Below are 25,108 nucleotides of genomic sequence, written 5' to 3' on the forward strand. Positions count from 1 at the left end.
ATAAGCACTGTATGACACATGAGACAAGGTGTCATACAGTGCTTATTATTTTTGTGTAGGTTTGAAAATTAGTCGGAAGAGACGACAAATCTATTGGATACTTTCAACAATAGACCAGTTAACTTTTGTTTGGAATTTACCAGTTGTAAGATTAGTGTCACTGATATGTAATAATACCCCGTTTTCTCTAGCCCAGCCAATTGACGAAATGGAATTACCATTACCAGTGGCCTGAATCAATTGTTCTTCCAGTAAGTTATGTGAGGTCCCATTATCGACAAACGTTAGATTGCCTAGGAGTTTAACGTTGTCAGAATTCAAGAATTCACCATCTTGTTGAGCACGAATTTCGGCATGGTTTTTATTGCGTCTTTGATCATCAATATTAATAACATTTTCTGGTTCATTTAATTCGTCAGGTCGATAGATGGTCTTATTGGAGGAGAGTGGATTTACATTTCCAAAATGAATGTCTGCTACATTCATTTGAATAGTATTAGTTGAGTAGGTGATAGCTTCTTCAGATCCGTCACTGCGGTAATCATCGGCTGTAGCTACCTGACCTAATATATAAGGTGTAGTATGGAGAGTTTCTTTTTCATCAACTAATCCAACACTACTGGTTACTTTGATTGAGTGGCTTTGTTTAGTGCTAAAACCTAGATTAGGAATGACAAGCTCTTTAGTACCCGTTTTAGCGCGGGTCACCATTTCATACTCATCATCGGATAATTCCTTGTCATCAACGACAACTGAATTTATGGTAGAGGTTTCTCTGATAGGTAAATGGTATGAACCTGAAGTGAGTATTCCGGTACTACTATTATTTGTTATGATGGCTTCTTCAGTTATCTTGTCACCTTGATTTACTCCGAATAAGTGAAGGTCATTGTCTAAATCATCACTGTAATCAATATTTGTAATATGGTTATCGACCTTTATATCTGGAGAACCATCAGGAATAACTGTTAAAGTGGCTTTATTAGTTGTATAGCTTTTATTGATAGAACCGAGTTTTACGTTGATAACTGCCTGATATTTACTCTGATTATCATCTTCCATATTTGTGGCGTCAGTTGTTACAGATAAGGGACCACTTAATTCATCGTCCTTGTTGATCTGAACTCTGGAACCATCAGGATTATCTCGATACCATTTGACACTATATTCGTTGGAGCCATCACTACCGTCTCCACCTTCGTCGCCATCGTCCCCATTATCATCGATATCTTCTAGATCACCTAGATTACCTTCAATGGAGAATGTGGCTTTTTCACCGGCTTTGACAGTTTGATCCTCTAGTCCTTGACCGACACGGACAGTGGTAGTTTCTTGAATGTCATCACCGACTGGATTATGAAGTGTACCGATAACAGTGACTGTACCGTGAACTTCCTTTTTAGTAACGGCGGTCAATAGACCAGTGTCTTTATCAATGGTTGCTAAAGAAGTATCGTCAACACTCCATGTGACATCTCCAGTGTAATTCTCAGGTATTATATCGGCGTGAGCGTAAGTGGAAGTCGCAGCCATATCAAATGAAGTACTATAAATATAATCATCGTCTGTTCTGACAGTCATTTTTTCTCCATCAATTGGATAAGGAACCGTGTGGACAGCTGCAACATGAGAATAGATTTTTTTAGCGAATGGATTAGGAATAATACCGACCCATTGTACGCGCAACTGGTAGTAGGTAGTTACATCAGCATTTTTTCCAGTTATGACTAAATTTTCTTTTTTACCTCCATCACTTTTGCTGACCTCAGACCAGTCTTTATCCCCAGGGGTATATTTATACCATTGATATCGGGCCCATCTATCTAGCGTCGCAGCGGCGTAAACCATTGAACGAGCTGAATCTGTTCTTAAAGTGACAGTATCTCCGACTACAACGTAATTATTTTCTTTTGGTTGCAGCGCAAAACCGGTTGTCAGCCAAATACCAAAGAATTTTTTTACATCCTTTGTAGGTTTTTTGTAGTAGCCGACATCCTCAGTATTGGTATCGTTATCAGTATCTTCAGCAGATACATTTAGTCCATTAAATTGAAAACAACTTATTATCAATAAGAAGGCTAGAAGTGTGATAGACAACTTTTTTATCCGCATAAATCGTCTCCTTGTTAATATCTTGATATAATTTTAACATATAAAAAATGCTCAATAATCCATATTATATAAAAAGTATTTGCATAAACTGATCTAAATTAACAAAATATGAAAATGTCATATAGAATATTTTGTTGACTGTCAGTAAAATGTAGTTTAAAGTTATCCTCATTTGGTATAAGTGTTATTCTGATCGCAGAGGGATTTATAAATTATTTAATACTAAAAAGAGAGGACACCATTGAGGTTAGCTGGTGCTTGGGCGTATAAAATTGAGAGAAAAAAGTAAATTGAAACGCAATTTGTTATTAACTAGTGCAACATTAGTTGGATTGGGTACAGGTCTGATGTTAGGTACAAATGTTAAGGCAGATTCGACTGATAGATCAATACCAAGTCAGGTTCCAGTTGAAAATGATTCTTCAATTTTAGAAACAAAACAAGCGAATGCGGATCAACCGGCAACTACTGGTGATAAGAGTGATTCTAGTATTGTTGATACTGGAGACTCAACTGCTGGATCAGATACATCTGATTCAGGAACTACAGGTACTGGGGTAGATTCCAAGGATAATGATCCTGGTACTACGGATAAAGAAGCAACTTCTGATCCTGATAAAACTTCTGGTTCAGGAGATACGTCAACAACAGAAACAACTGATCCTGTGACTGCTAAAGATAATGTGACCGATCCTAATACGGATTCGCAGTCTGATCTTAGTTATAGTCAAGATGCTAATGGAAATTATATTGTGACAGGCTATACTGGTGCTGCTCAAAAGACAGCTAACGGTGAGAAAACTCCTAAATATTCTACTGATATAACAATTCCAGACTACTATAAAGGGATGCCAGTTATAGCTATCGCTGCCAATGCTTTCAATAACGACGGTGACAGTGATGATAATTTATCAGTTGTCGATGGATTGACTTCAGTTACTCTTGGTAAAAATCTTCAATGGATCGGTAACGGTGCTTTTGAAGGCAATAAACTAACTTCAATTAGTTTTACTGATGGAATTTGGTCGATCGGTGTAGATGCATTTAAAAATAATGAATTGGTCGATGTTGATTTAAACCAAGTTGCACAGATCAATAGTGATGCTTTTAGCGGTAATGATATTAGTAAGGTAGTAATACCGGATAAAACTACAAATATAGCAGAAAACGCTTTTAAAGATAATAAAATAACAGATTTGACCTTAGGTAAAAATCTTGAAACGGTTGGTACCTCGGCTTTCGAAAACAATCAAATAGCTGGTACGATTGTATTACCAGATAAATTAGCACAATTAGGTGACTATGTTTTTGCCAACAATAAAATAACGGGGATCAAATTTAATGGTTTGATTACTAAAATGAACACCGGCGTGTTTGAAAATAACAACCTAAAGGGTTCTTTAGTGTTACCTGATAATGTTGTAAATATCGGTGATGAGTCTTTTGCAAATAATCAATTAGACGATTTGACCTTGAATTCAGATGTTGTAACAATTGGGACAAATTCATTTACTAATAATAATTTGAGTGGAACTTTAACGATTCCTAAAAGTGTAGCAAGTATTGGTAATAGTTCTTTTGCTAATAATAATTTAACCGGGATTATTTTAGATGGTGATTTGGACAGTTTAGGTGATAAAGCCTTTTCTGCTAATAATCTTCAAAGTGTTAAGATCAATGGCAAAATTGGAACAATTGGTAATGAAGCTTTTTCTGATCAAAAGAAAATGGCAGCAACAGTTTATGCCACTTACACAAAGGCTTTAGGTGTCAGGGCAGCCATTGCCAAAAATCTTGGCTTGTCATCAGATCAAATGACTCAATTGAAGTTTAGTATGGACGGATCAGCTTTAGATTATGATGAATATAGTGATCAACTAACGATTCCTAATGATTATCGCGGTCAAAATGTTACTGTTACTTTCGAGTTAAGTTCTGGAGGTCTTGATACTGGATGGTATGGGACAAGAGATTTGAAACTTACATTAGTTAAAAAGATGGTTACGGCTGACGTTAATATTCCAAGTAATTTGGCTGACCAGCCATGGGTCACATCAGTTGTTAAAAATGTAACGGGACAAGTTGGTACAGATGTTACTGTTGATGTTCCAGAAGTTCTGGGATATATTGCAGATAAGAAAACCATTCAAGCAACTGTTAATGATAATGGTACGATTACTGCAAATGAATCAGTCGACTATGAGCCAGACTTTGGGCCACACGAAGATCCTACGGGACCAACAGATCCAACTAAGCCGACAACTCCAGATGATCCTGTAACTCCAATAACGCCGGTGACACCAACAACTTCCGTCACCCCTGTAACTCCAGTTACGCCAACAGACCCAGCTACTCCAAATGAACCAGTTAATCCAGGTAAACCTGATATTCCAAAGGGTGGTTCTAATAGCACAGGAACACCAGATATAATAGATCCTTCGAATAATAGCTCTTCACTTGATAGTGCTAGTTCAGAAGGACCCACTAGAGTGGATATACCAGATAATAAAACTGATTCGGTAGAACCAGTTATTCCAAATACAATTACTGCAAAGGAAACAGTTACAAATGCAACACCTAAGAGTGGAATCATAACTAGTTCAAGTAATGGTAGTTCAAATACCAATATAACTTCAAAAAATGATCCACTAATAACTTTTGCAAACAATTCTGTTCAATCCAATAATATTAAGACAGCCCCAAGCCCAAGTGATCCTGTTTCACAAGAAACTCAGGGATTACTACCTCAAACAAGTAATAAATCAACTCTTTTAGGTTGGATAGGAGCCGTAGTTTTAGTATTTCTTGGTTGGTTAGGATTTAAGAAGAAAGATTGGAAATAAAAAAATAGTAGAAATCTACGGATTTCTACTATTTTTTGTTTACTCTAATTTTCTTTTAGTACGTATTATTTTATATTTTTAAGTATTATAATACTTATATAGTTTTGATATAAGTAAAATTTTGTATATTACTTACGGTGAAAGATTGTTGGAATACTGGACTTTATTCCTATAGAAGTATTTTGGCCGATTGCGGGGGTTATTTTATATTTTAATGGATTATCTGGAGAATCTAATTTTGTCATTGGTTTTTTACTTGGAATTTTGAGAAATAACAAGGATTCAAGAGAATGGAAATATATGATAGCAACGTGTTTAATCTCTTCAATGCTGGTATATCTATAGTGTTAAGAATTTAATCAATAAAAAATCTTCTGAATTCCTATGAAATCGGAAGATATTTTTATTAAGAGATAAAATTCTTTACAAGTTTTGTTTACAAGTGTAAACTACGAATCGTAATAAAGATTACATTTGTAAACGAAGGACTTGATATTTATGGCAGAGATACAAAATATGACTAAGGCCGAATGGCAAGTGATGAGAATTATTTGGACACTTGGTCAGGCGACGGGTAAAGAAGTTATTGATATTTTAGAGAAAAAAACAACTTGGAAAACAGCTACTATAAAAACTTTAATAATCAGATTACAAAAGAAGAATTTCTTAGTTGCTGATGAATCAAATCGACCATATGTTTATAAACCCTTGATTGCTGAAAATGACGCAATACATGAGAGTGTCAATGATTTATTTGATAGTCTCTGCTGTATGAAAAAGGGAAAAGCCATTGGAGATTTGATTGATAATTCAGATATTTCTAAGAGCGATATTGATGATTTAATTTCACAGTTGCAAATTAAGAGAGAAAAAGCACCTGATGAAGTAGAATGTGATTGTTTGGAGGCAAGTCTATAATGGAAAATATGAAAAATCATGATATGCATAATATGAAAGATATGGACATGGGGTCCGCAGGTAACAGTCACATGATGAATCACGGTGGTCATATGATGGATATGGGAGACCTCCGCCAGAAATTTTGGGTCTCATTAATTGTCGCAATTCCAGTTTTAATTTTGTCGCCATTTATGGGACTGCATTTACCATTTCAGTTTCAATTTCCAGGTTCACAATGGGTCGTTTTAGTTCTATCTTCGATCCTTTATTTCTATGGTGGTAAACCATTCTTGAGTGGAGCTAAAGGTGAGCTTGAAAGTAAAAAACCCGCAATGATGACACTGATCACAATGGGTATCAGTGTTGCCTATATTTATAGTTTATATGCTTTCGTTATGAATAATTTCTTCGGATCAGCTCATGTTATGGACTTCTTCTGGGAACTGGCTTCTTTGATCGTTATTATGTTGCTGGGTCACTGGATTGAAATGAAATCCACAATGGATGCCGGTAATGCGCTCCAAAAGATTGCTTCGCTTGTTCCAAGTCAAGTTCATTTGGTTCATGGTGATACAACAATGGATCATGATATTGGTATGGTAAAAGCCGACGATGTTATTGAAATTCGTGCCGGTGAGTCAGTTCCACTTGACGGTGAAATCATTCAAGGTGAAAGTTACATCAATGAATCTTTAATAACTGGTGAATCAAAAGCTGTTAAAAAGGAAATTGGTAAAAAGGTTGTTGGTGGCTCGATCAATGGTGATGGAACTATCAGAGTAAAAGTTACTAAATCTTCTAAAGAAGGTTATTTGTCACAGATCAGTAAGTTGGTTAATGATGCACAAAATAGTAAGTCTAAGACTCAAGCTTTAGCCGATAAAGTTTCAGGTTGGTTGTTCTATGCTGCCGTAACTGCTGGATTACTTTCATTTGTTTACTGGTTAATTTTTGGAGATATGAATGTTGCTCTAAACAGATTAGTTACTGTCCTAGTTATTGCATGTCCCCACGCTTTAGGTTTAGCAATTCCCCTAGTTATGTCGCGTAGCACTTCAATTGCTGCCACAAATGGATTGATCATTCGTGATAATCAGGCAATGGAAAATAGTCGTAAGATCGACTATGTAATCATGGATAAAACAGGTACTTTAACAGAAGGTAAGTTTACTGTTAATGGTATGAAATCACTTGATAAAAAATATGACGATAAAAAAGTTCTCGGACTTATTGCTGGGATGGAATCTGGCTCTAGTCACCCCATCGCCAGCGGTGTTATCAAATATGCTAAATCAAAAAATATTCTTGCTGATACGTTAACTAATATTAAAGCTATCAAAGGTTACGGAATGTCTGGTCAAAAAGACGGACAAGAATACCTATTGATCAATATGAAATATCTCCAAGAAAAGAATATTCCAGTCGATCGAGAAGTTATCAAACCATATTTGGACAAGGGTAATACTATTAGTTACCTTGTATTAGATAACAAAATCATTGGTTTCATTGCTTTAGGTGATCGTATCAAGAAAAATACAGTTCAATTCATTAAAGATTTGAAAGCTAGAAATATTACCCCTGTTATGTTGACAGGTGATAATAAAGAATCAGCTGCCATTATGGCAAAACAAATGGGTATTGATGAATTCAAAGCTGAATTGTTGCCAGAAGACAAGCATGATTATCTTAAGAACCTCGAATTAACTGGCCATCATGTCATGATGGTCGGCGATGGTATCAATGATGCACCTAGTTTAGCTAGTGCCACAGTTGGTGTTGCCATCGGTGCTGGTACTGATGTAGCGATTGATTCTGCTGATGTTGTACTATATAACAGTGATCCAAGCGATATAATCAAGTTCTTGAATCTTTCACATAAGACATATTTAAAGATGGTTGAAAATCTCTGGTGGGGAGCTGGATATAACATCTTGGCTATCCCATTAGCAGCCGGAGTTTTAGCTGGCGTAGGATTTATTCTCAGTCCAGCTGTTGGTGCTGTAATTATGTCATTGTCTACCGTTATCGTTGCATTGAACGCTATGACATTGAAATAAGAGAGTGTAAGCGCAGAAAGTTGTCTCTCTGGAACGCGTTTACGATATGGTCACTTCCGATTACGAGTAATTCCACCTGTTGTTTGACCGACTTTAGCCAAGGTCTAAAGTCTCGATTTTGAGCTTTGCTACGCAAATCTCAGAATCGTCAGTGGAGTAAAACTCCACTGACACAACTGGTTCCATTACTCGTAATCTTTTATACAATTTACAAAAAACGTCTATACCTCATTATGTTCTTGAGGTATAGACGTTTTATTTTGATCAATTTGGCTGGCCGATATGGCCCAAAATAATTCTATATAGCATGATAAGATTTCTTTAGGGTAATCATACTTAATGATTATCTTAGTAAATAATGAATGATATTCACCCTTCAAAACAGTTTACCGAGGTGATGATCATGTTAAAAAAAGAAATATGGTGGATTTTGCCATATGTGTCTGGATATTGTCGGCGGCATATTTAAATTATGCTAAAGCAGTTCGGATACTAAAAAGGCTAGTCCGAAAGGACTAGCCAACATCATCATTCAGCTTACGCTTGAAGTCACTGACACCCAACGTCAATGGCTTCTTTACATTTAGAATGATAACTTATTTTTACTTGTAATGCAAAACTAATTTAATTGCCAATATGGCCCAAAATAATTCTATATAGCATGATAAGATTTCTTTAGGATGATCATGCTTCACGATTATCTTAGTGAGTAATGAATGATATTCACCCCTCAAAACAGTTTACCGAGGTGATGATCATGTTAAAAAAAGAAATGATGATGGAGAAATATGGTGGATTTTGCCATATGTGTCTGGATGTTGTCGGCGGCATATTTAAATTATGCTAAAGCAGTCCGGATACTAAAAAAGCTAGTCCGAAAGGACTAGCCAACATCATCATTCAGCTTACGCTTGAAGTCATTGACGACCAATGTCAATGGCTTCTTTACATTTAGAATGATAACTTATTTCTGTTTGTAATGCAAAGCTAATTTTCATTATTATTTTTAAATTCAAATAATTTTTTCATCAATTGGAAGTGATGCATAAGTGACAACTTCTTGACCATACCTAATCCTGGAAACTTGTTTTGTTTTGCATAACTTAATAATTCTTGTAGGGCTGGAGTATTGTTCATTCTATTAAGATTTACTGTTGCCCAATCGTCAAGTTTATTTAAAGCTTCAAAAAATTTCTCTTTTTGTCCACGCATAGTTTCATTACTATCGGAAACAAAGTGATGAATTCGCAAGATTCCTTCGGAGGTTACATAGATAATGTGTAAAGCAATAGCTCGGCTGGGCATCCCCTTATCAAAGTAAACGCTGCCGATCATTGAATAGTCGCCGAATCCATTATAATTATCGATCTGTTGATACCAACTAGCTGGTTGAAAATATTCATCATCTAAAATAGCATAATCTTCAACATGCTTGACGAAGGTCAATGGATCTGTCAGTGAAACCGCTTTTGATCCAACGATTTCGTGCAATCTTGCTTCTTCAGGAATAAGGACATGATCAATCTTTTTTAGGAGATAAGTATTTTGATAGGCTTTCAAAAGCGGATATTTTTTAGCAATCAAGAGGGTTTCTTGATTAGTTGTTAAATATTCAGTAGAAAAATCGGAGGCCAAAATAGCGCTTGGCAAAAAGTGATCAACAGTTGACATATCTGGAAGTGGATACAATTTGGTATCGTTTAATCCATAGACACTGACTTGCGGGTTAGCGACGACACTAAACGGTTGATGATGGTCCAGAAATGTTTGGACAGTTTTCTGTAATTCTTTGGAGTCGCGAACGGGTTCAATAATTGGGACAATGTCTGGTCCTAACCAATTGGATTCACAAAGTTCCTTTAAAGCTAATAAATCATACATCCGTCCACGCAAATAGGGATAGTATGTCATATTAGATCCTCCAAATTAGGCTTATTTTGATTCTGTAATTTCAACTTCAAAGCCTGATATTCAGCGTTTCTGGCATCTAATTCTTCCTGTAAAGCTGTAAGTTTATCGTCTTTGGATTCGTCAATGAAACGGTCATAGAGGTTATGATCAGGTTTATATACGTTATATCCAGTCTTAGAACGTTTTTTTAATTCTTTAAAAAGTTGGTCGTCAGAATATAATTGCAGGCCTTTTTCGATACGTTTAGCTTTATCCACTTCACGAAAGAGAGAAGCTACAAAATGACTAGTTAAATATTTTTCATCAACTTGCAGATCTTGGTATTGGGCCTTTTTAGCGATTGTTAAAAATCCTGGTGCCCGTTGAGTTTGTGGGGATAATTCAACTGATTCTTCATCAAAAGCACGGTAGATCAAAACACCAATATGGTCGGGAATCTCATCCTTAACTTCCTCAAATAACTCTTTTGTTAAAACAAAGTAATTGTAGTTACCGATAAATGATAATTTAGCTTTAGAATGGAAGTCATTTTTAGTGATTTTTAGTTCAAAACAGCGCCACTCTATTTCACCATTTGGAAGTTGTCGGTAGCTTAAAGTATCAACGATACCTTTTTTATCAGGCATCGAAACCTCTTCGACAACATAAGACTCCTGTTCTAAACAGTATTGATAAAGAGTGCTTTCCAGATTTTTAGTTAACTTGGTTTTCATCTTGATCCTACCTTTGGACAATATCTTCCTACATTATAGAATATACGTTCGTATTTGTCGCTAAAAAAAGATATATCGCACTGAATAAAATCAGGTAGATATATCTTTTTTAGTATCAATTATTTACTCTCATGGCTATGACACAGTTCGTTGATAATATGGCAGATCTAGAAAAGTAATAATAATTTCTGTACCGTTATCCACCTGTGAATTGATTTCAATTTTATGACCAAGTTTATCCACCATTTTTTTAACCAAATATAATCCCATACCAGTCGATTTACTGCCGGAAGTACGACCATTACTGCCAGTAAAGCCCTTGTTGAAGACTCGAGTAATGTCTTGATCAGAAATTCCGACACCATTGTCCTTAATATGCAGAGCAACGTTATTTTCTTTGTCAGTGGTAAAAATAGAGATTTTTCCACCTTGGTCTGTGTATTTGAGACTGTTAGAGATAATTTGGTTGAGTATAAAACTAAGCCATTTTTCATCAGTCAAAATTTTCTCGGAAGTAACATCGAGTTCGATTCCGATGTGTTTGGCAATAAACATACGCTTATTAGTTCTGATTGAAGCTTTAACTATATTATTCAGGTCTTGTTCTTGGATTAAATAGTCATTTGAGAAATTATTTAAGCGGGCGAAATACAGGGCCTGATCAACTAAGTAGTCTATCTGATCAATTTCCTCATCAAGTAATTCTTTATCTAATTCAGAATCTTGAGACAACTTCAAGGCTGCTAATGGAACCTTAATATCATGTACCCAAGACTCCGTATATTCACGCTGATCTTTTTGATTTTGGTAGAGTTCGGTTAATTCTTTGCGATATTCTAAGGAAATATCGTTGATCTTTTCTTGGATAAACTTTTCTTCGTAATTTTTGGCGCCAAACAGCTCTTTAGAGAGGTCATTATTACTATTTTGAAGGATTTTATACCAATCTTTCTTCCTATTAAAAGACAGAATTAAACTGACAGAAGAAATCAAGATAGCTAAGATCCAGGTATAGATCAAAGTTCCAGTCTGAAAATGGACTTGTGGGTCCAAATAAAAGACAATCTCGATAAAGGTTATCCCAAAGAGGATAACTAATATCAGAGCTAAATGATCACGCAGATATTTAAAAAATGTCATAAGCAACCTCGTTTAAGGAATAATATAGCCTTGGCCAACTTTAGTAACGATGTAATCATTGAGGCCAAATTGGGAAATTTTGGTTCTGAGACGATTTATATTTACGGTCAAGGTATTGTCATCAACAAATCTTTCATCGTCCCACATGAAGTTTAATAACTGCTCACGTGTAACGATTTTGCCTTGGTCACGCAATAAACGTTGCAGTAGTTTATATTCATTTTTCGATAAGTCGATCTTTTCGTCACCGATTTCTACAGTACCGTTTGATAAATTTAGTTTTAGACCGTTGTACTCAATAACGTCACTATTATTCTTTGTAAAATCATATGTGCGACGCAGTAGAGCATTGATCTTAGCAATTAAAATATCGACGGAAAATGGCTTTTCGACGAAGTCATCAGCCCCCATATTCATAGCCATGATTTGATCCATATTAGAATTACGTGAAGAAATAATAATAATCGGGATCTTAGAGATTTTTCGGATCTCTTGATTCCAATAGTAACCGTCAAAGACTGGTAGATTAATATCCAGCAAAATCAAATCTGGTTTGTATTCTTTGAATTGCTCAAGGACTGTTTCAAAATTTTCAGTTACATAGTTGTCTAAATGCCATTTTTCGAGATTCTCACTGATTAACTTGGAGATAGATGGGTCATCTTCAATAATCATAATTTTTGCCATGGAATTAACCCCCACATGATAGAATAAAGCTAACTATTATCATAACAGTAATTATTAATTTATGGAGAGTACGCTGTGCAAATTGTTGTAAAGAATATTGCTAAAGATTATGGGAAAAGATTCAATGCTGTACATGCTATCAAGGACATTGGTTTAGAAGTGAAGCACGGTGAATTTTTGGGGATCATGGGTCCGTCTGGTGCCGGAAAATCAACACTGTTAAATATCATTTCAACCAATGAACGTCCGGACCACGGACAAGTCTTAATAGATGGAATCGACATGACGGGATTGCATGATAAGGAACAAGCTAAATATCGTCGTAATAAGATGGGGTTTATTTATCAGAGTTTTGAGTTGTTGGATTCTCTGAACGTTAAAGAAAATATCATCCTACCGATGGCCTTGAATCATGCTTCTAAAAGATTGATTGAACAAAACTTTAAACATATGACCAAGTTATTGAATATTGAAGGGCTATCTAAAAGGAGTGTTGACGATTTGTCTCTGGGACAAAAACAGATTGTCGCTGCTGCCCGCGCTTTGATAAATAGTCCAGAAATCTTGTTTGCAGATGAACCGACGGGTAGTTTGGATTCTAAGTCAGCAACGATCTTACTGAATTATATGCAATTGATCAATGATAAAGAGAAGACAACTATTTTGATGGCGACACATGATGCCTTTACAGCTAGTTATTGTTCACGAGTCATCTTTGTTAAGGATGGCGTTATCTTCGCTGAAGTGGTCAACCCTGGCGATCGTAATAAATTTTTTGAACAGATAATCAATATGCAGCGAACTATCGGTGGGGGGAGCTATTTCAATGTTTCTCAAAATAATTAGACGTAGCTTCTATAATATGAAGGACAGCTATCTGATCTACATCTTGTCCTGTAGTTTTGCCGTCGGGATGTTCAGTATCCTGTTGTCGTTGGTCGACAATCCACGTCTAAAAAGTGGTATCTCAAGTTGGAGTGCTAGTCTGAACAATATTACTTTAGGATTTAGTGTACTTTTTATTTTTTGTGTCTTTGTCTATATGGGGTTTGTTGGTGGATTCTTTATCAAACAGCAGACTAATGAATTTAAAACTTTTGAAAAATTTGGAATGTCACGTTGGACTGTAATCGTAATCGGTTTTATCCAAACATTCGTTGTCCAATTGATCTCATGGCTGATCGGGATAATTATTGCTCTTATCTTTCAAAAATTTTTTGGGATGTTATTGCTATATTTGATGGGAGTTAAAACTGGCTTTATGTTCCGATTTACTGGCAATATTTTTAGTATGTTGTGGCAAATTTGCTTATATTCGACAATAGTATTCAGTATTATGAACTCATTTAGAGTTCGGAGATTGTTAAAGAAGAATAAAGATAAATCTGAACGAACTCCTAGGTGGTATATCCGATTACCAGGCGGAATTGTCGGTATTTTGCTGTTTATTAGCGGCATATTAGTAACAGTTATATTATTTGGAGATGTGAAAGATAGCAATCAGACCGCTGCCGTTGCCGAACTATCTTTTCTATTTGTGGCCTATCTGGCAGGGACTTATCTGATGTATTATGGATTTTTACCAAGCTTTTTGACGATCCTGCAACATACTAAAAAAATTGCCTATGCTGGGATCAATATGTTTTCATTCAAATATTTTAAAGAACGGTTAACGAAAAATGTTTCAATATTGTGGTTTATCACTGAATTATCGTCTTTAGCTTTGATACTATTGTCATTTTGTTATTTTGGATATAAGTCAATTTATACCAACTATGCATATGCACATCCCTTTGAATTGACTGCCAATCAGAAAACAGTCGATCCAATCAAAAAATATTTAAAGGAAAACAAGTCCCAAATAACCCGTTCTTACAAAACGACCGTTAAAACAACCGTTATTCAGCGAGGATCGAATAATGAGATGTTACCAGGTACCTTTATATCGTATTCAGATTATCAAAAACTGCCTAAGAGTAACATTGCTAGAAATCCGCGGATAACTAAAAAAGAATTTTTAGTATTGGACTTTGGATATACTGTTCCGGGATATGCATCAGATAAATCTAATACAGCTGTGGTAAAGGTTAAAAATGCCAAGACTATCAAAACCAATAAAATAGGTTCAGCATTTCCTTATGGATCGACTATGTATCAAGGGCTGATGATTGTTGCACCGGATAAGTATTATCAAAAACTAAAGCCGGAAGTGAGAAATACATTTTACGGATGGTTCTTTAAAGATGGAGATCGACTGACGCATAAGCAATACGAGAAGTTAAATAAACAGGAATATACTAGTGGCGTCCAAATAAAAAAAGCCGCCAACTTAGCTGATACTAAGATGACGACTGATACAGATAGACGAAATAGTTCTGATACTTCTGTTTATATGGATTCAAACTTTTCAAGGCAAAAAAATGCTAAGGTACAGGTAAATCAGATAAGCGGATTTGGGATATTTATCGTTGCTATGTTCAGCGTATCACTGCTGATTGCACTGGGTAGTGTGTTAACTTTGAGATTATTATTAAGGGATGATTCCGAGTGGAAACAGCTCAAAACGCTGAATAAAATTGGAGTAAGTAAAAGTGAGATTAAAGAAATTGTCAAAAAAGAAACGATTTATTCGTTTGTCATTCCGATTATTTTTGCCGTCTTACAATCCTATATCGTAATTGCTTTGCTCGACCGTTACCCAAAGACGACGATGGTGATACCATTTATTTTGATTAACCTTGGTTATATTGCACTTTATGGGATAATAGGGTTTGTAACTTACCTGATATCTTGGCGCAGTGTTAATCAGAAACTTAGCTGATTTCGTATTCTTTGAGGAAGAATCCAAATGGTTCTTCTGAAAAACGTTGGATCTCGGTGTTGATCTGCTTCTTGATGAATGAGCGCCAATTTTTCAGTGATGATTCATCGGGAAAAGTAGTAATAATTAAATATTCTAAGCGATTATCATTTTTTTGAAAGATTTCTGAATCTCTGTCATTGATGACAAAATCATCAGAATACATCTTACTGTCAAAAATAGCAGCTTGATCCTTGTTAAATTTCAAATAAGTTAATAAAAATAACCGATTTGATTCGTCAACGGATCCAGTCTTCTTACGGTATTGACCAGATTCAGCTAATACTTTTATTAAAAGATGATCTGCTTTATCATCAAATAAGGGTTTTAATAAAGTATCAGCACTAGTCTGTTGATTCTTTAAAAAATTATATGTTCCTAGCTTTAATGTTATGTTCATAATTATTGAAATCCTTTCAACAAAATTTTTGGAGGTTTTCACATGTTAATTACAGTATTAGGTTTCTATGGAGGATACCCACATAACGGTATCGGAACTTCAGGATATTTACTAAGAGATGACAATTTCAATGTGTTGATCGATTGCGGTAGTGGGGTATTGAACGTCTTATCCAACTATCTCGACCCAACTGATTTGGATGCGGTTGTCTTATCTCACTATCACCATGATCATACCGCAGATCTTGGAGTTTTGCAGTATAATTGGCTAGCTGCAGATAAGGAACAACCACTTCCAATCTATGGTCACACACAAGATTTTGTTAACTTTGCTCAATTGACAGAGGGCAATGCTACCAAAGGAATTGCTTATAATGATTATGAGCCTACTAACATCGGACCATTTAAGTTTGAGTTTTTAAGAACGATTCACCCAGTACCTGCATACGCAATGCGTATAACTAAGGGTGATGAGACAATAGTCTATACTGCTGATACTACTTATTTTGATGGATTAGTAGATTTTGCTAAAGGAGCCGATCTCTTGATCACCGATACCAACTTCCCTGAAGAAGTTACTGGTAGAAAGTGGCACATGAATACCAAAGAGTCAGGTACCTTAGCAAAGGATGCAGGAGTTAAACGAATGATGATCAGTCATCTTCCTCAAACCTACAAAAAGCAAACTTTGTTAGAACAATCACAGAAGTATGCCGGCGATATCCCTGTAATTAGGGCATTCCAAGGACTTGAAGTTCAAGTTTAAATTCTGTTCCTAGTGTCATAGGTATTACACTTGTAGACTATAAATAGGCTATAATCTTTAGTATAATAAAAAAATTATACTAAATGTGAATCTATCACAAAATAGCTTATTTGACGGGTCGTCAAGTTCACAATCTATAAAAGTGAGAACAAGCATTCGTTAGTTTTTATTACAAAAAGTATAGATTTTGTATTAGTAATACGATACAATATTATTGTGTTAGTAATCAAATGCACAATATACAGAAAAGGAGAGATTATAATGGTAACTATTTATACATCTCCAAGTTGCACTTCATGCCGTAAAGCAAAGGCTTGGCTCGAACAACACGATATTCCTTACAAAGAAAGAAATATTTATTCTGAACCCTTAAACAAACAAGAAATTAAACAAGTCCTACAAATGACAGAAAACGGAACTGAAGAAATCATTTCTACACGTTCTAAAGCATTCCAAAACTTAAAGGTTGATCTTGATGATCTTACGATCGATCAATTATTAGCTTTGGTACAAGAGAACCCTGGATTATTGAAGCGCCCAATCATCATGGATGACAAGCGTCTCCAAGTAGGATTCAACGAAGACGAGATCAGAAGATTCTTGCCTAGAAGTGTTAGAACTATGGAATTACAAAAAGCTCAACTTATGGCTGGGTTATAGGAGAGTCGTTCACAAAAGTGAACGGCTTTTTTGTTTGTCACAAAAGATAATTGACGGATGAGTCTTTGATGTTGGTATATCTCATTTTTGGCAATTTCATTTTTTGAATTTTGACGAGCGCTTTTATAAATACCTATATATTATGGATATATAAGATTTAATCAATTGTTTTTTGGAGGAGATTATGAAAACAAGGAAAGCGCACAAGCCAATAGTTCAGGTTATTTTAGGCAGTTTATTTGTGTTTGCCTTTTTCTTTGTTGGTACATCTGTGCAGGCGGGTACTATGCAGGATGTGATTAATCAAAATGATTCTCTAGTCGTCAATCAGCCAGATCAAACTAAGACAGAATCCGCAACTTCGAGTCCGGTAACTTCAGCCGTTGCAGTAACTTCAATTGTCAAAAGTGGTACTTTTGGTAGTTGTAATTGGGATATTGATGATACGGGATTGCTGACGATTCATGCTGGTGTTTTAGGTGCTGGAGCTGGTAATTGGGATAAAAATTCTGTTACAAGTATTTATGTGGATCCAGGCGTAGAAGCAAATTCAAATTCGGGTAGTCTTTTTTCTTATTTCTCAAATGTTGTTTCTATCGATGTTTCTAATTTAAATACAAGTAATGTTACAAATTTTAGTGATTTTTTCTTTTATGATCTAAAACTTCAAAATATTACCGGAATTGAAAATTTTGATACAAGTAAGGCTACCGATATGCGTTATATGTTTGCTTCAATATCTTCATTAAAGTCCGAATTGGATGTTTCACATTTCGACACTAGTAATGTGACTCTTATGAACTATATGTTTAACGGATGTAAGGCAAATATAATTGGGTTATCAAGCTTTAATACTAGTAAAGTTACTGCAATGAACTACATGCTTAATGGAACCAATATTTCTGATTTTACTGATATTGGAAATTTCGATATGTCCAATGTCACGACCGTTGCCAATATGTTGAGTGGTATGACAAAGTTGACTAGCGTAGATATTTCTAAATGGAATAAATCCAAGATCACCAATATTAGTGGTTTATTTTCAGGTGATAGTTCTCTGACGGATATAAATGGCCTAGCGGATTGGGATGTATCCAATGTCACTGATATGAGTTCATTATTTTATAATACAAGACTTACTGACTTATCCGATATTGACAATTGGAATACAGAAAATGTAACCAATATGAGTATGATTTTCTCAAATTGTATAAAATTAAATGGATTAAATTTGATCAATTGGAATACAAGTAAGGTTACAGATATGTCTAGTATGTTTTCAGGCGATTCTAATTTGAATGATGATAATCTTTCGGGAATTGAAAACTTTGATACAAAAAACGTAACTAATATGGCCTATATGTTTAATGGTACTGGATTTAAGATTTTGGATCTATCGAATTTTCAGACCGATAAGGTAACTGATATTAGACAAATGTTTTATAATACTAAAAGTTTAATCAGGGTCATTGGAAAATTTAAAACACCATCATTAACTATGATGAGCTTTCTATTTAGTTCATCTTCTATTTCAGATTTGTCTAGATTAAATTTATCTGATTGGGATACTAGCAAAGTTACCACTATGAGTAATATTTTTTCTAATACGTCATTGACAGATTTAAGCGCAATTAGTGGCTGGGATACTGGCTCTGTGACAGATTTTTCGTCTGCGTTTAGTCAAATGAAAAGTTTAACTACTTTAGATATATCCAAATGGAATACTGAAAGTGCGACAAACATGAGGGGAATGTTTTCCGGGGATAATAGGTTAACTGAATTAGATGTGTCCAATTTTAAAACAGATAAAGTTACAGATATAAGTTCAATGTTCAACGGTGATAATCAACTCTCTAACATAGATGTATCTAAATGGAACACTGAAAATGTAAATACCATGAACGGTGCTTTTTATTCTTGTGGTAAGTTGAATAAACTGGATGTGTCTAATTGGAATACATCTAAGGTTACAAATATGGATATTATGTTTCAATCAGATAGTCAGTTAGGTAAATTGAATTTATCTAAATGGGATATGTCTAATGTTACTTCAATGAAAACTATGCTTAATGGTACAGGGTTATGGCAAATTTCCTTAGGACCCAAGACATTTTTTACGGATGATATGGCTTTTCCTATTGCTAAAACTAATGGTTTCACCGATGTAGATACGAATACTGACTATAGTGGTATTTCGGATCACTGGCAAGTGGTTGATGAGGCCAACGGTGGTACAGTTCATGAGCCTGTAGGTAAGTTGGTTTCTAATGAAGATTTAGCTAGTTTGTATTCTAAAATGGGTGGCCCCACCGCAACTTATGTTTGGCAACAACAACCATACATGGATATGAAGATGGATGTCCCAGATCTTTCTTTCCATAAAGTTGGATCAAATAAAGTAGTCGCTCATAGACAAGAAGACAATTGGGGCATAACTGTAACAAATAATGTCTTTCCAGCTCAATCTGTCAAAAGTGATATTAAAGTAAAAATCTCAAAACCTTTAACAGATGCTGATGGTGATGTGATAAATAATGCTTTGATTTTTAGAGATTATGGTAAGTCTGATCAAACAATTGGAACCGATGATACAACACTAGCAACACGAACATTTCCAATGAATGATTCGACTGTAACTTGGAATCGCAACTATGGTTTTTTAATGAACTTTGATGGTTCGACGATCAAATCTGGAGATTACTCTGGAACCTTAACCTGGACCTTACAAAATAGCCTTTAATGTAGAGTTTCTTTTCTTTACATAAATTTTGAGACTGTTAGAATGTAGATACAGAATTGAGGTGACTATGATGGAAATGGATCGACTTAATGAGAATACGATCAAAGTCATTCTTAGTACGCAGGATTTGCAAGATCGTGGAGTAACTGTTTTGGACCTTTTGGGCAACAAAAAACAGATCGAATCATTTTTCTACAGTATTTTGGATGAAGTTGACAAGGACCATGTTTTCTCTAACAACGAACCGGTAACTTTCCAAATCATGCCTAACAAGCAAGGACTGGAATTGATAATTAGCAAGAGTCTTGATGATACCGATGAATCACTATATGAGGACACAGACTCTGACAGTAATGATGTAACAGATGACCGTGTAGGCTTTGAGGAATATGACAGCGACACTTCACCTTATCTGAAGGATCCTGATACACCTACTAAGACATTGATTGTGGAATTCGATGATTTCGAAGACTACATTCAATTGACTGACTTATTGCATTTAGAAAGTGGCGTTTCAAACCTTTGGGAATACAAGGGTAAATATTATCTACAATTAGTATTGTTTACAGATGAAATGCACGATATGACCTATAACGACGTTATGGCCTTGATGAGCGAATACAGTAACAAGACTAAAGTTACGGCAGCTGTATTATCAGAATACGGCAAGGAAGTAATGAGCAAAACAGCGCTAGAATTAACTAGATATTATTTTAGTAAGTAAACTTGGACAGCATATCTGATTGGTATGCTGTTTTTTGTTAGACTTGACAATAACTAAAGTAAGGCGTAAGTTTATTACCAATCAAGCAGTTAAAATTTATTTAATCTTATTAGACGTTGAAGAGAAGAGTAGATCAATTAGTAGTTTTATAGTGACCGCTGGTTAGTGCAAAGGCGGAATGAAAACTTGATCGAAGATGAGCTTGGAGTCTTACCTAGGTGCAAGCCAATGGTACGCAAGGATGCGATATCATCCCAGACATGTTTGTGTCGTTGAGATATTTTGTGTGAGCAAAATATGAATTAGGGTGGTATCACGGTTGGTCGTCCCTACATTGCAGAGAAATTCTGGCTATGTAGGGACGATTTTTTTGTGTAAGATTTAATATCTAGTTAATTGTCGATGAGAGATTTTGAGAAGGAGTCGCGATGAAGGGAACCTCTCCGCAGATAATGAGCTTATTAGGATAGACTCATTATCTGTGGTAGAGGTTGACTACCACAACTTCATCTTAGGGGGCAGGACTTTGTCTTGCCCTTTTTGCGTAATTTCTTTTGAGGTGATATTAATGTATGCGGCTTTGAATAAAAATGAAGAGTTAGTTTACGCAGTTGAAGTACAAACAATTGAAGAGTTTCACTGTGCAAAATGTCTGGAACCAGTTAAACTGATTCAGAAGAACGACACAGCTTATTTTCAACATCTAACAAAGAAATCCAATGAGATAAATGAGCGAGATATTCATAAATTGGGCAAAGATATCTTGGTGGATAACTTTACAGAATTAGGTTATGACAATATTAAAGAAGAACAGTTTTTAAGTGATATCAAGCAGAAGCCAGATATTTTGTTAACTGAAAATCTAGTGTTGGAGTATCAGTGTGCGATTATTGATACACAAAAACTAGTGCAACGTGTGGCCGGATATCAAGAGTTGCAAGTGAAAAATATTTGGATATTAGGTGGAGATTATTTAAGCGAGAAGCTTCTAAAGAAGCATCTTAAATTCTTATCGTATGATTTTAATTGGGGATTTTATTTGATAATGTTGGATGCTGATAAGAAAATCTATCATTTGTTCTATCAAGTTAGATTTGTGGGACTGTTCAATAAGATAACTTACAATAAAAAAAGTTTTTGCACAGATGACATTGCGGAGCTGTTCAAATTTAAATCTGAATTCAAAAGTTATCCACTGGTTAAGGTTGATCACTATCAGATTCAAAGAATTCGCAATTTACGTGGTGTAAAAGTGGATAAGTTGAAAGAAAAGTTCTTCAATCAGACTGGCCAAACGGTTGAAGATTTTTTGGTCAATAAATCAGTCAATTATCAAAAGCCGATTTATAATAATCACTATTGGAGAATTCTTTGTGGGGAGCTCCCTAGATATTTAGATCAACCATTTTTACACAAAAAAAAGGAATCCTAACGGATTCCTATCTTATAAATTTATCTAAACTGATTACGGTACTGCTATTAATAGTAGGCTGTTCAGCTACTTCAGGTATAGCTGCTTCTAACATCGCAGTTAGATTACTATTGATGATATCATCAGAAGTCTTACTTCCAAAATCATCGATCATGACACCAGGACGATCTTCGTTGTTTAAATCAAAAACAACTACCGTTGGTGCTTTGGTAATGTTCATTTCCATTGCTAACTGTTGATCGCGCTTAATACCTTGTTCAACGCATTCGCTTTTTTTGTCTTCCATTATAGCTTCGTAATCAAGACCACTATTATTAATGGCAACTTTAACGGATTCATCATTAAAAGGATTATCTAAGACTGTTACTTGCTCTTGCAAGTTCATCAAGAAGTTACGAGCTTTTTTATTACCCTGACAGGAAGCAGCTTTATACAGACTTGCTGCCTCAGAAATATTTTTTGAAACTTTTGACCGGTTCTGTAGGTCACAAAGTTGGTATCCTTTTAATTGCATGTATTCGTTGATGGTTTCCATATTATTCGTGGTAACAAAGTGGTATTGAGTTTCAATATCATGTTTTCTTGTAAAATCAATAATGGATTGTTCGACCTTCAAGCTATACGAACACAAGGGATTAATATATAAGAATACTTCCCACATTTTGCTTCCCTCCATCTCTCTAGCATAGTCATCATAACAGCAAACTTATAAAAGGTAAAATAATAACTCTAGGGACCAATTTTCTTATTTAGGTGATTCTTTGTCTGAATTACGATATATTTAGAGTGGTAAGGTGGGTTAATATGACAAGAATTAAATGGAATGAGTTTTTAATACCCTATTCGCAAACAGTCGACGAACTTAAATTGAAGTTTCGAAACTTACGAAAAGAATTTTTAGAGAAAAATGAACATTCACCAATTGAATTTGTAACAGGACGTGTCAAAACTGTTGACAGTATCAAAGAAAAGATGCGTCGGCGTTATATTACAGAGGATCTTTTGGAACAAGATATGCAAGATATTGCCGGTATCAGGATTCAGTGTCAGTTTGTAGAGGACATTTATGATGTTGCCAAACTTTTGCATGCTAGAGAAGATATGCAAGTGATCGAGGAACGTGATTATATTGCCAATAGTAAACCGAGTGGTTATCGTTCGTATCACGTTGTGATCGAATATCCAATCCAGACATCTAAGGGTCAAAAAAATATTATCGCTGAAATTCAGATCAGAACCTTAGCGATGAACTTTTGGTCAACGATCGAACATTCACTGAATTACAAGTATCGTGGTGATTTTCCAGAAGAGATAAATGAACGTTTGAAACGAGCCGCTGAAGCATCTTTCATGCTAGATGAAGAGATGTCCAAAATCAGAGGTGAAATTCAAGATGCCCAACAATATTTTACGGATAGTAAAAGAGATATCAATAATTCTACGAAGGATAAAAATTAATGAAATTTTGGGTCAATAATAATAATAAGAAACAGTCAGTTATTGCTGGGGATAAAATACGGGCAAGCTTGAAAGATTTGGGAATAGAAGAATATCGTCGCAGTCCTGACCTTGTGATCAGTGTTGGTGGGGATGGCACCCTTTTAAGTACCTTTCATGCTTATTCAAATCATTTGGATAAAGTTAAATTTTTGGCATTGCACACTGGTCATTTAGGCTTTTATTCCGATTGGACAGATCAAGAGATTCCTGAATTAACTCAGAGAATCAAGGATTATAAGGATAAAATACCATCAACTAGTTATCCTTTGATCGACATTAAGGTTGAAAGTGAAGATGGACGCTATTTACACGAAGTTGCTATAAATGAAGTAGTTGTCAGACGTCTTTCTTCTATGACTATGAAAACAAGTATTGATATTGACGGTGAATTCTTTGAAAGTTTCCGTGGAGATGGCTTATGTTTTGCCACACCAACTGGTTCAACAGCTTATTCTAAAGCTATCGGTGGTGCATTAGTTCATCCCAAGATAAGTGTTTTTCAAATGGTAGAAATTGCTTCGATCAATAATCGAGTTTACCGGACGATTTCTTCACCGATCATTATTCCACACAATCAACAAGTCGATCTTTATCCACAGGTAGCAGATGATTATGTTATTAGTTGTGATGGTATTACTACTAAACTGATGAAAGTTAAGCGAATATCGATCCGTTTGAATAGTCAGAGAGCTCAATTTGCACAGTATCGTCATCGCCACTTCTGGACTAGAGTTGGAACGGCGTTCTTAGGTCAAGATGAAGAATAATCGTCTTTTAAAGTTTCAAATCAAGGAGACTGATAAGAAAATTCTGCGTAAATTTTTGATTCAGCACAAATTTTCGTCTAGCCAATTGCATAATTTAAAAAATAAGGGTGGCCAAATTTATGTTAATCATAAACAACGTCACTTTGATTTTAAGATGCAAACAGGGGATACTCTGCTAATTGTTCTAAATTATGAAGAACCATCTGATCTTATCGAGCCTATGGCAGGTAAATTGGATGTTATTTTTGAGGACGAATATTTATTAGTGGTCAATAAGCCACCTGGGTTAGCTAGTTTACCGGCAAAAGCTCGCTCTAGTAAAACAATTGCTAATATCGTGAAGTATTATTTGCAAGAAAAACATGAAAATGCTTCGATTCATCTAGTTACTAGATTGGATCGTGATACTTCAGGGTTGATGGTATTCGCAAAAAACTCATTTACACATTCACTATTAGATCAAATACTACATTCGGATGATTTTCAGAAGTTTTATTTGGCTATTGTTTATGGAAAAGTTGATCCGTCTAAGGGTGAAATTGACTTGCCGATCGGAATAGATCCTAAGGCGTTCTATTTGCGTGCCATAGATCATCGACTTGGCAAACCGTCAAGAACACTTTATCAAACTGTGGAAAATTATGAAAATGACAGTATGCTAAGGCTTAAATTATTAACAGGCAGAACACATCAGATCAGAGTGCACCTATCTGCGATAGGACACCCGATCATTGGGGATGAGATGTATAGCCTGAAAAAGAATCCACGGATAAATCGCCAAGCACTGCACTGTTATCAGCTTCAAATACTACATCCAGTAACTAAAAAGCTGTTAAAATTAACGGCACCAATTCCCCAAGATATGGTATTGTTAAGGGGTGCGTTAAAGGGGTGAAA

The 25,108-nt window shown here is 35.3% G+C and carries 20 protein-coding genes; 13 read left to right on the top strand and 7 right to left on the bottom strand.

Translation table 11 applies throughout. The annotated features are described in order from the left end of the window. Nucleotides 1–90 precede the first annotated feature (90 nt). Nucleotides 91–2,112, bottom strand: coding sequence for an Ig-like domain-containing protein (locus EKM60_RS06560; protein ID WP_125713693.1), 2,022 nt, complete (start codon nt 2,110–2,112; stop codon nt 91–93). A gap of 272 nt (nt 2,113–2,384) precedes the next feature. Between EKM60_RS06560 and EKM60_RS06565 the strand changes: the two genes are divergently transcribed. The 3 genes from EKM60_RS06565 to EKM60_RS06575 all read left to right on the top strand — a co-directional run bounded on the left by EKM60_RS06565 (nt 2,385) and on the right by EKM60_RS06575 (nt 7,912). After that, nucleotides 2,385–4,955 carry a leucine-rich repeat protein gene (locus tag EKM60_RS06565; protein WP_125713695.1) on the top strand — a complete coding sequence of 857 codons (2,571 nt, stop codon included), beginning with the start codon at nt 2,385–2,387 and terminating at the stop codon, nt 4,953–4,955. 498 nt (nt 4,956–5,453) lie between these two features. Beyond that, a complete protein-coding gene (locus EKM60_RS06570) occupies nt 5,454–5,873 on the top strand; it encodes a CopY/TcrY family copper transport repressor (protein ID WP_125713697.1) in 420 nt (139 codons plus the stop codon). Next, the gene (locus EKM60_RS06575; RefSeq protein ID WP_164508345.1) at nt 5,873–7,912 is read left to right on the top strand and encodes a heavy metal translocating P-type ATPase; all 2,040 of its coding nucleotides are present in this window, start codon (nt 5,873–5,875) and stop codon (nt 7,910–7,912) included. Before EKM60_RS06570 ends, EKM60_RS06575 begins: the two co-directional genes overlap by 1 nt. A gap of 987 nt (nt 7,913–8,899) precedes the next feature. Here the strand turns inward: EKM60_RS06575 and EKM60_RS06580 are convergent. The 4 genes from EKM60_RS06580 to EKM60_RS06595 form a co-directional block, all read right to left on the bottom strand. Beyond that, complete coding sequence (locus EKM60_RS06580; protein ID WP_125713699.1) at nt 8,900–9,823, bottom strand: sce7725 family protein; 924 nt, start codon at nt 9,821–9,823, stop codon at nt 8,900–8,902. Next, on the bottom strand, nt 9,820–10,536 hold the full coding sequence (locus EKM60_RS06585; protein WP_125713701.1) for a hypothetical protein: 717 nt from the start codon (nt 10,534–10,536) through the stop codon (nt 9,820–9,822). Before EKM60_RS06585 ends, EKM60_RS06580 begins: the two co-directional genes overlap by 4 nt. 135 nt (nt 10,537–10,671) lie before the next feature. Then, nucleotides 10,672–11,676, bottom strand: a complete 1,005-nt coding sequence (locus EKM60_RS06590) for a sensor histidine kinase (protein WP_125713703.1) — start codon at nt 11,674–11,676, stop codon at nt 10,672–10,674. 12 nt (nt 11,677–11,688) lie between these two features. Continuing rightward, on the bottom strand, nt 11,689–12,363 hold the full coding sequence (locus EKM60_RS06595; protein ID WP_125713705.1) for a response regulator transcription factor: 675 nt from the start codon (nt 12,361–12,363) through the stop codon (nt 11,689–11,691). Nucleotides 12,364–12,438: 75 nt separating this feature from the next. Here EKM60_RS06595 and EKM60_RS06600 point away from each other — a divergent pair, with 75 nt between their 5' ends. Continuing rightward, nucleotides 12,439–13,209, top strand: a complete 771-nt coding sequence (locus EKM60_RS06600; RefSeq protein WP_125713707.1) for an ABC transporter ATP-binding protein — start codon at nt 12,439–12,441, stop codon at nt 13,207–13,209. Next, nucleotides 13,190–15,184 (top strand): FtsX-like permease family protein, encoded by a 1,995-nt coding sequence (locus EKM60_RS06605; protein WP_125713709.1) that lies wholly within the window; start codon nt 13,190–13,192, stop codon nt 15,182–15,184. Before EKM60_RS06600 ends, EKM60_RS06605 begins: the two co-directional genes overlap by 20 nt. Here the strand turns inward: EKM60_RS06605 and EKM60_RS06610 are convergent. Next, nucleotides 15,177–15,623 (bottom strand): hypothetical protein, encoded by a 447-nt coding sequence (locus EKM60_RS06610; RefSeq protein WP_125713711.1) that lies wholly within the window; start codon nt 15,621–15,623, stop codon nt 15,177–15,179. The genes EKM60_RS06605 and EKM60_RS06610 overlap by 8 nt on opposite strands. Before the next feature lie 42 nt (nt 15,624–15,665). Between EKM60_RS06610 and EKM60_RS06615 the strand changes: the two genes are divergently transcribed. The 5 genes from EKM60_RS06615 to EKM60_RS06635 all read left to right on the top strand — a co-directional run bounded on the left by EKM60_RS06615 (nt 15,666) and on the right by EKM60_RS06635 (nt 21,944). Next, nucleotides 15,666–16,388 carry an MBL fold metallo-hydrolase gene (locus EKM60_RS06615; RefSeq protein WP_125713713.1) on the top strand — a complete coding sequence of 241 codons (723 nt, stop codon included), beginning with the start codon at nt 15,666–15,668 and terminating at the stop codon, nt 16,386–16,388. 261 nt (nt 16,389–16,649) lie between these two features. Continuing rightward, a complete protein-coding gene (spxA, locus tag EKM60_RS06620; RefSeq protein WP_125713715.1) occupies nt 16,650–17,048 on the top strand; it encodes a transcriptional regulator SpxA in 399 nt (132 codons plus the stop codon). 184 nt (nt 17,049–17,232) lie between these two features. Then, a complete protein-coding gene (locus tag EKM60_RS06625; RefSeq protein ID WP_125713717.1) occupies nt 17,233–19,788 on the top strand; it encodes a BspA family leucine-rich repeat surface protein in 2,556 nt (851 codons plus the stop codon). A gap of 70 nt (nt 19,789–19,858) precedes the next feature. After that, complete coding sequence (locus EKM60_RS06630) at nt 19,859–20,512, top strand: adaptor protein MecA (protein ID WP_125713821.1); 654 nt, start codon at nt 19,859–19,861, stop codon at nt 20,510–20,512. Nucleotides 20,513–21,092: 580 nt separating this feature from the next. Further along, on the top strand, nt 21,093–21,944 hold the full coding sequence (locus tag EKM60_RS06635) for a competence protein CoiA family protein (RefSeq protein ID WP_164508346.1): 852 nt from the start codon (nt 21,093–21,095) through the stop codon (nt 21,942–21,944). Between the two features lie 7 nt (nt 21,945–21,951). On the opposite strand, the gene EKM60_RS06640 is transcribed toward EKM60_RS06635, so the two are convergent. Continuing rightward, entirely contained in the window at nt 21,952–22,605 is a 654-nt protein-coding gene (locus EKM60_RS06640; protein WP_125713721.1) for a DsbA family protein, read from the bottom strand. A 143-nt stretch (nt 22,606–22,748) separates the two neighbouring features. On the opposite strand from EKM60_RS06640, the gene EKM60_RS06645 reads away from it, so the two are divergent. From EKM60_RS06645 to EKM60_RS06655, 3 genes are read left to right on the top strand one after another with little or no spacing between them, the layout of a single operon-like run. Beyond that, nucleotides 22,749–23,402 (top strand): GTP pyrophosphokinase, encoded by a 654-nt coding sequence (locus EKM60_RS06645; protein WP_125713723.1) that lies wholly within the window; start codon nt 22,749–22,751, stop codon nt 23,400–23,402. Further along, the gene (locus EKM60_RS06650) at nt 23,402–24,211 is read left to right on the top strand and encodes an NAD kinase (RefSeq protein WP_125713725.1); all 810 of its coding nucleotides are present in this window, start codon (nt 23,402–23,404) and stop codon (nt 24,209–24,211) included. The genes EKM60_RS06645 and EKM60_RS06650 overlap by 1 nt, the downstream gene beginning before the upstream one ends. Further along, nucleotides 24,201–25,106 (top strand): RluA family pseudouridine synthase, encoded by a 906-nt coding sequence (locus EKM60_RS06655; protein WP_125713727.1) that lies wholly within the window; start codon nt 24,201–24,203, stop codon nt 25,104–25,106. The genes EKM60_RS06650 and EKM60_RS06655 overlap by 11 nt, the downstream gene beginning before the upstream one ends. Nucleotides 25,107–25,108: the final 2 nt, after the last annotated feature.

Origin of the sequence: Companilactobacillus kedongensis, assembly GCF_003946625.1 — a bacterium.
Taxonomy (GTDB): domain Bacteria; phylum Bacillota; class Bacilli; order Lactobacillales; family Lactobacillaceae; genus Companilactobacillus; species Companilactobacillus kedongensis.

Bases quoted from the DNA above. Each gene is read 5' to 3' on its own strand.
- EKM60_RS06560 (WP_125713693.1), bottom strand. From the start codon at position 2,112: ATGCGGATAAAAAAGTTGTCTATCACACTTCTAGCCTTCTTATTGATA.
- EKM60_RS06570 (WP_125713697.1), top strand. From the start codon at position 5,454: ATGGCAGAGATACAAAATATGACTAAGGCCGAATGGCAAGTGATGAGA.
- EKM60_RS06575 (WP_164508345.1), top strand. From the start codon at position 5,873: ATGGAAAATATGAAAAATCATGATATGCATAATATGAAAGATATGGAC.
- EKM60_RS06580 (WP_125713699.1), bottom strand. From the start codon at position 9,823: ATGACATACTATCCCTATTTGCGTGGACGGATGTATGATTTATTAGCT.
- EKM60_RS06585 (WP_125713701.1), bottom strand. From the start codon at position 10,536: ATGAAAACCAAGTTAACTAAAAATCTGGAAAGCACTCTTTATCAATAC.
- EKM60_RS06590 (WP_125713703.1), bottom strand. From the start codon at position 11,676: ATGACATTTTTTAAATATCTGCGTGATCATTTAGCTCTGATATTAGTT.
- EKM60_RS06595 (WP_125713705.1), bottom strand. From the start codon at position 12,363: ATGGCAAAAATTATGATTATTGAAGATGACCCATCTATCTCCAAGTTA.
- EKM60_RS06605 (WP_125713709.1), top strand. From the start codon at position 13,190: ATGTTTCTCAAAATAATTAGACGTAGCTTCTATAATATGAAGGACAGC.
- EKM60_RS06610 (WP_125713711.1), bottom strand. From the start codon at position 15,623: ATGAACATAACATTAAAGCTAGGAACATATAATTTTTTAAAGAATCAA.
- EKM60_RS06615 (WP_125713713.1), top strand. From the start codon at position 15,666: ATGTTAATTACAGTATTAGGTTTCTATGGAGGATACCCACATAACGGT.
- spxA (WP_125713715.1), top strand. From the start codon at position 16,650: ATGGTAACTATTTATACATCTCCAAGTTGCACTTCATGCCGTAAAGCA.
- EKM60_RS06625 (WP_125713717.1), top strand. From the start codon at position 17,233: ATGAAAACAAGGAAAGCGCACAAGCCAATAGTTCAGGTTATTTTAGGC.
- EKM60_RS06630 (WP_125713821.1), top strand. From the start codon at position 19,859: ATGGAAATGGATCGACTTAATGAGAATACGATCAAAGTCATTCTTAGT.
- EKM60_RS06640 (WP_125713721.1), bottom strand. From the start codon at position 22,605: ATGTGGGAAGTATTCTTATATATTAATCCCTTGTGTTCGTATAGCTTG.
- EKM60_RS06645 (WP_125713723.1), top strand. From the start codon at position 22,749: ATGACAAGAATTAAATGGAATGAGTTTTTAATACCCTATTCGCAAACA.
- EKM60_RS06650 (WP_125713725.1), top strand. From the start codon at position 23,402: ATGAAATTTTGGGTCAATAATAATAATAAGAAACAGTCAGTTATTGCT.
- EKM60_RS06655 (WP_125713727.1), top strand. From the start codon at position 24,201: ATGAAGAATAATCGTCTTTTAAAGTTTCAAATCAAGGAGACTGATAAG.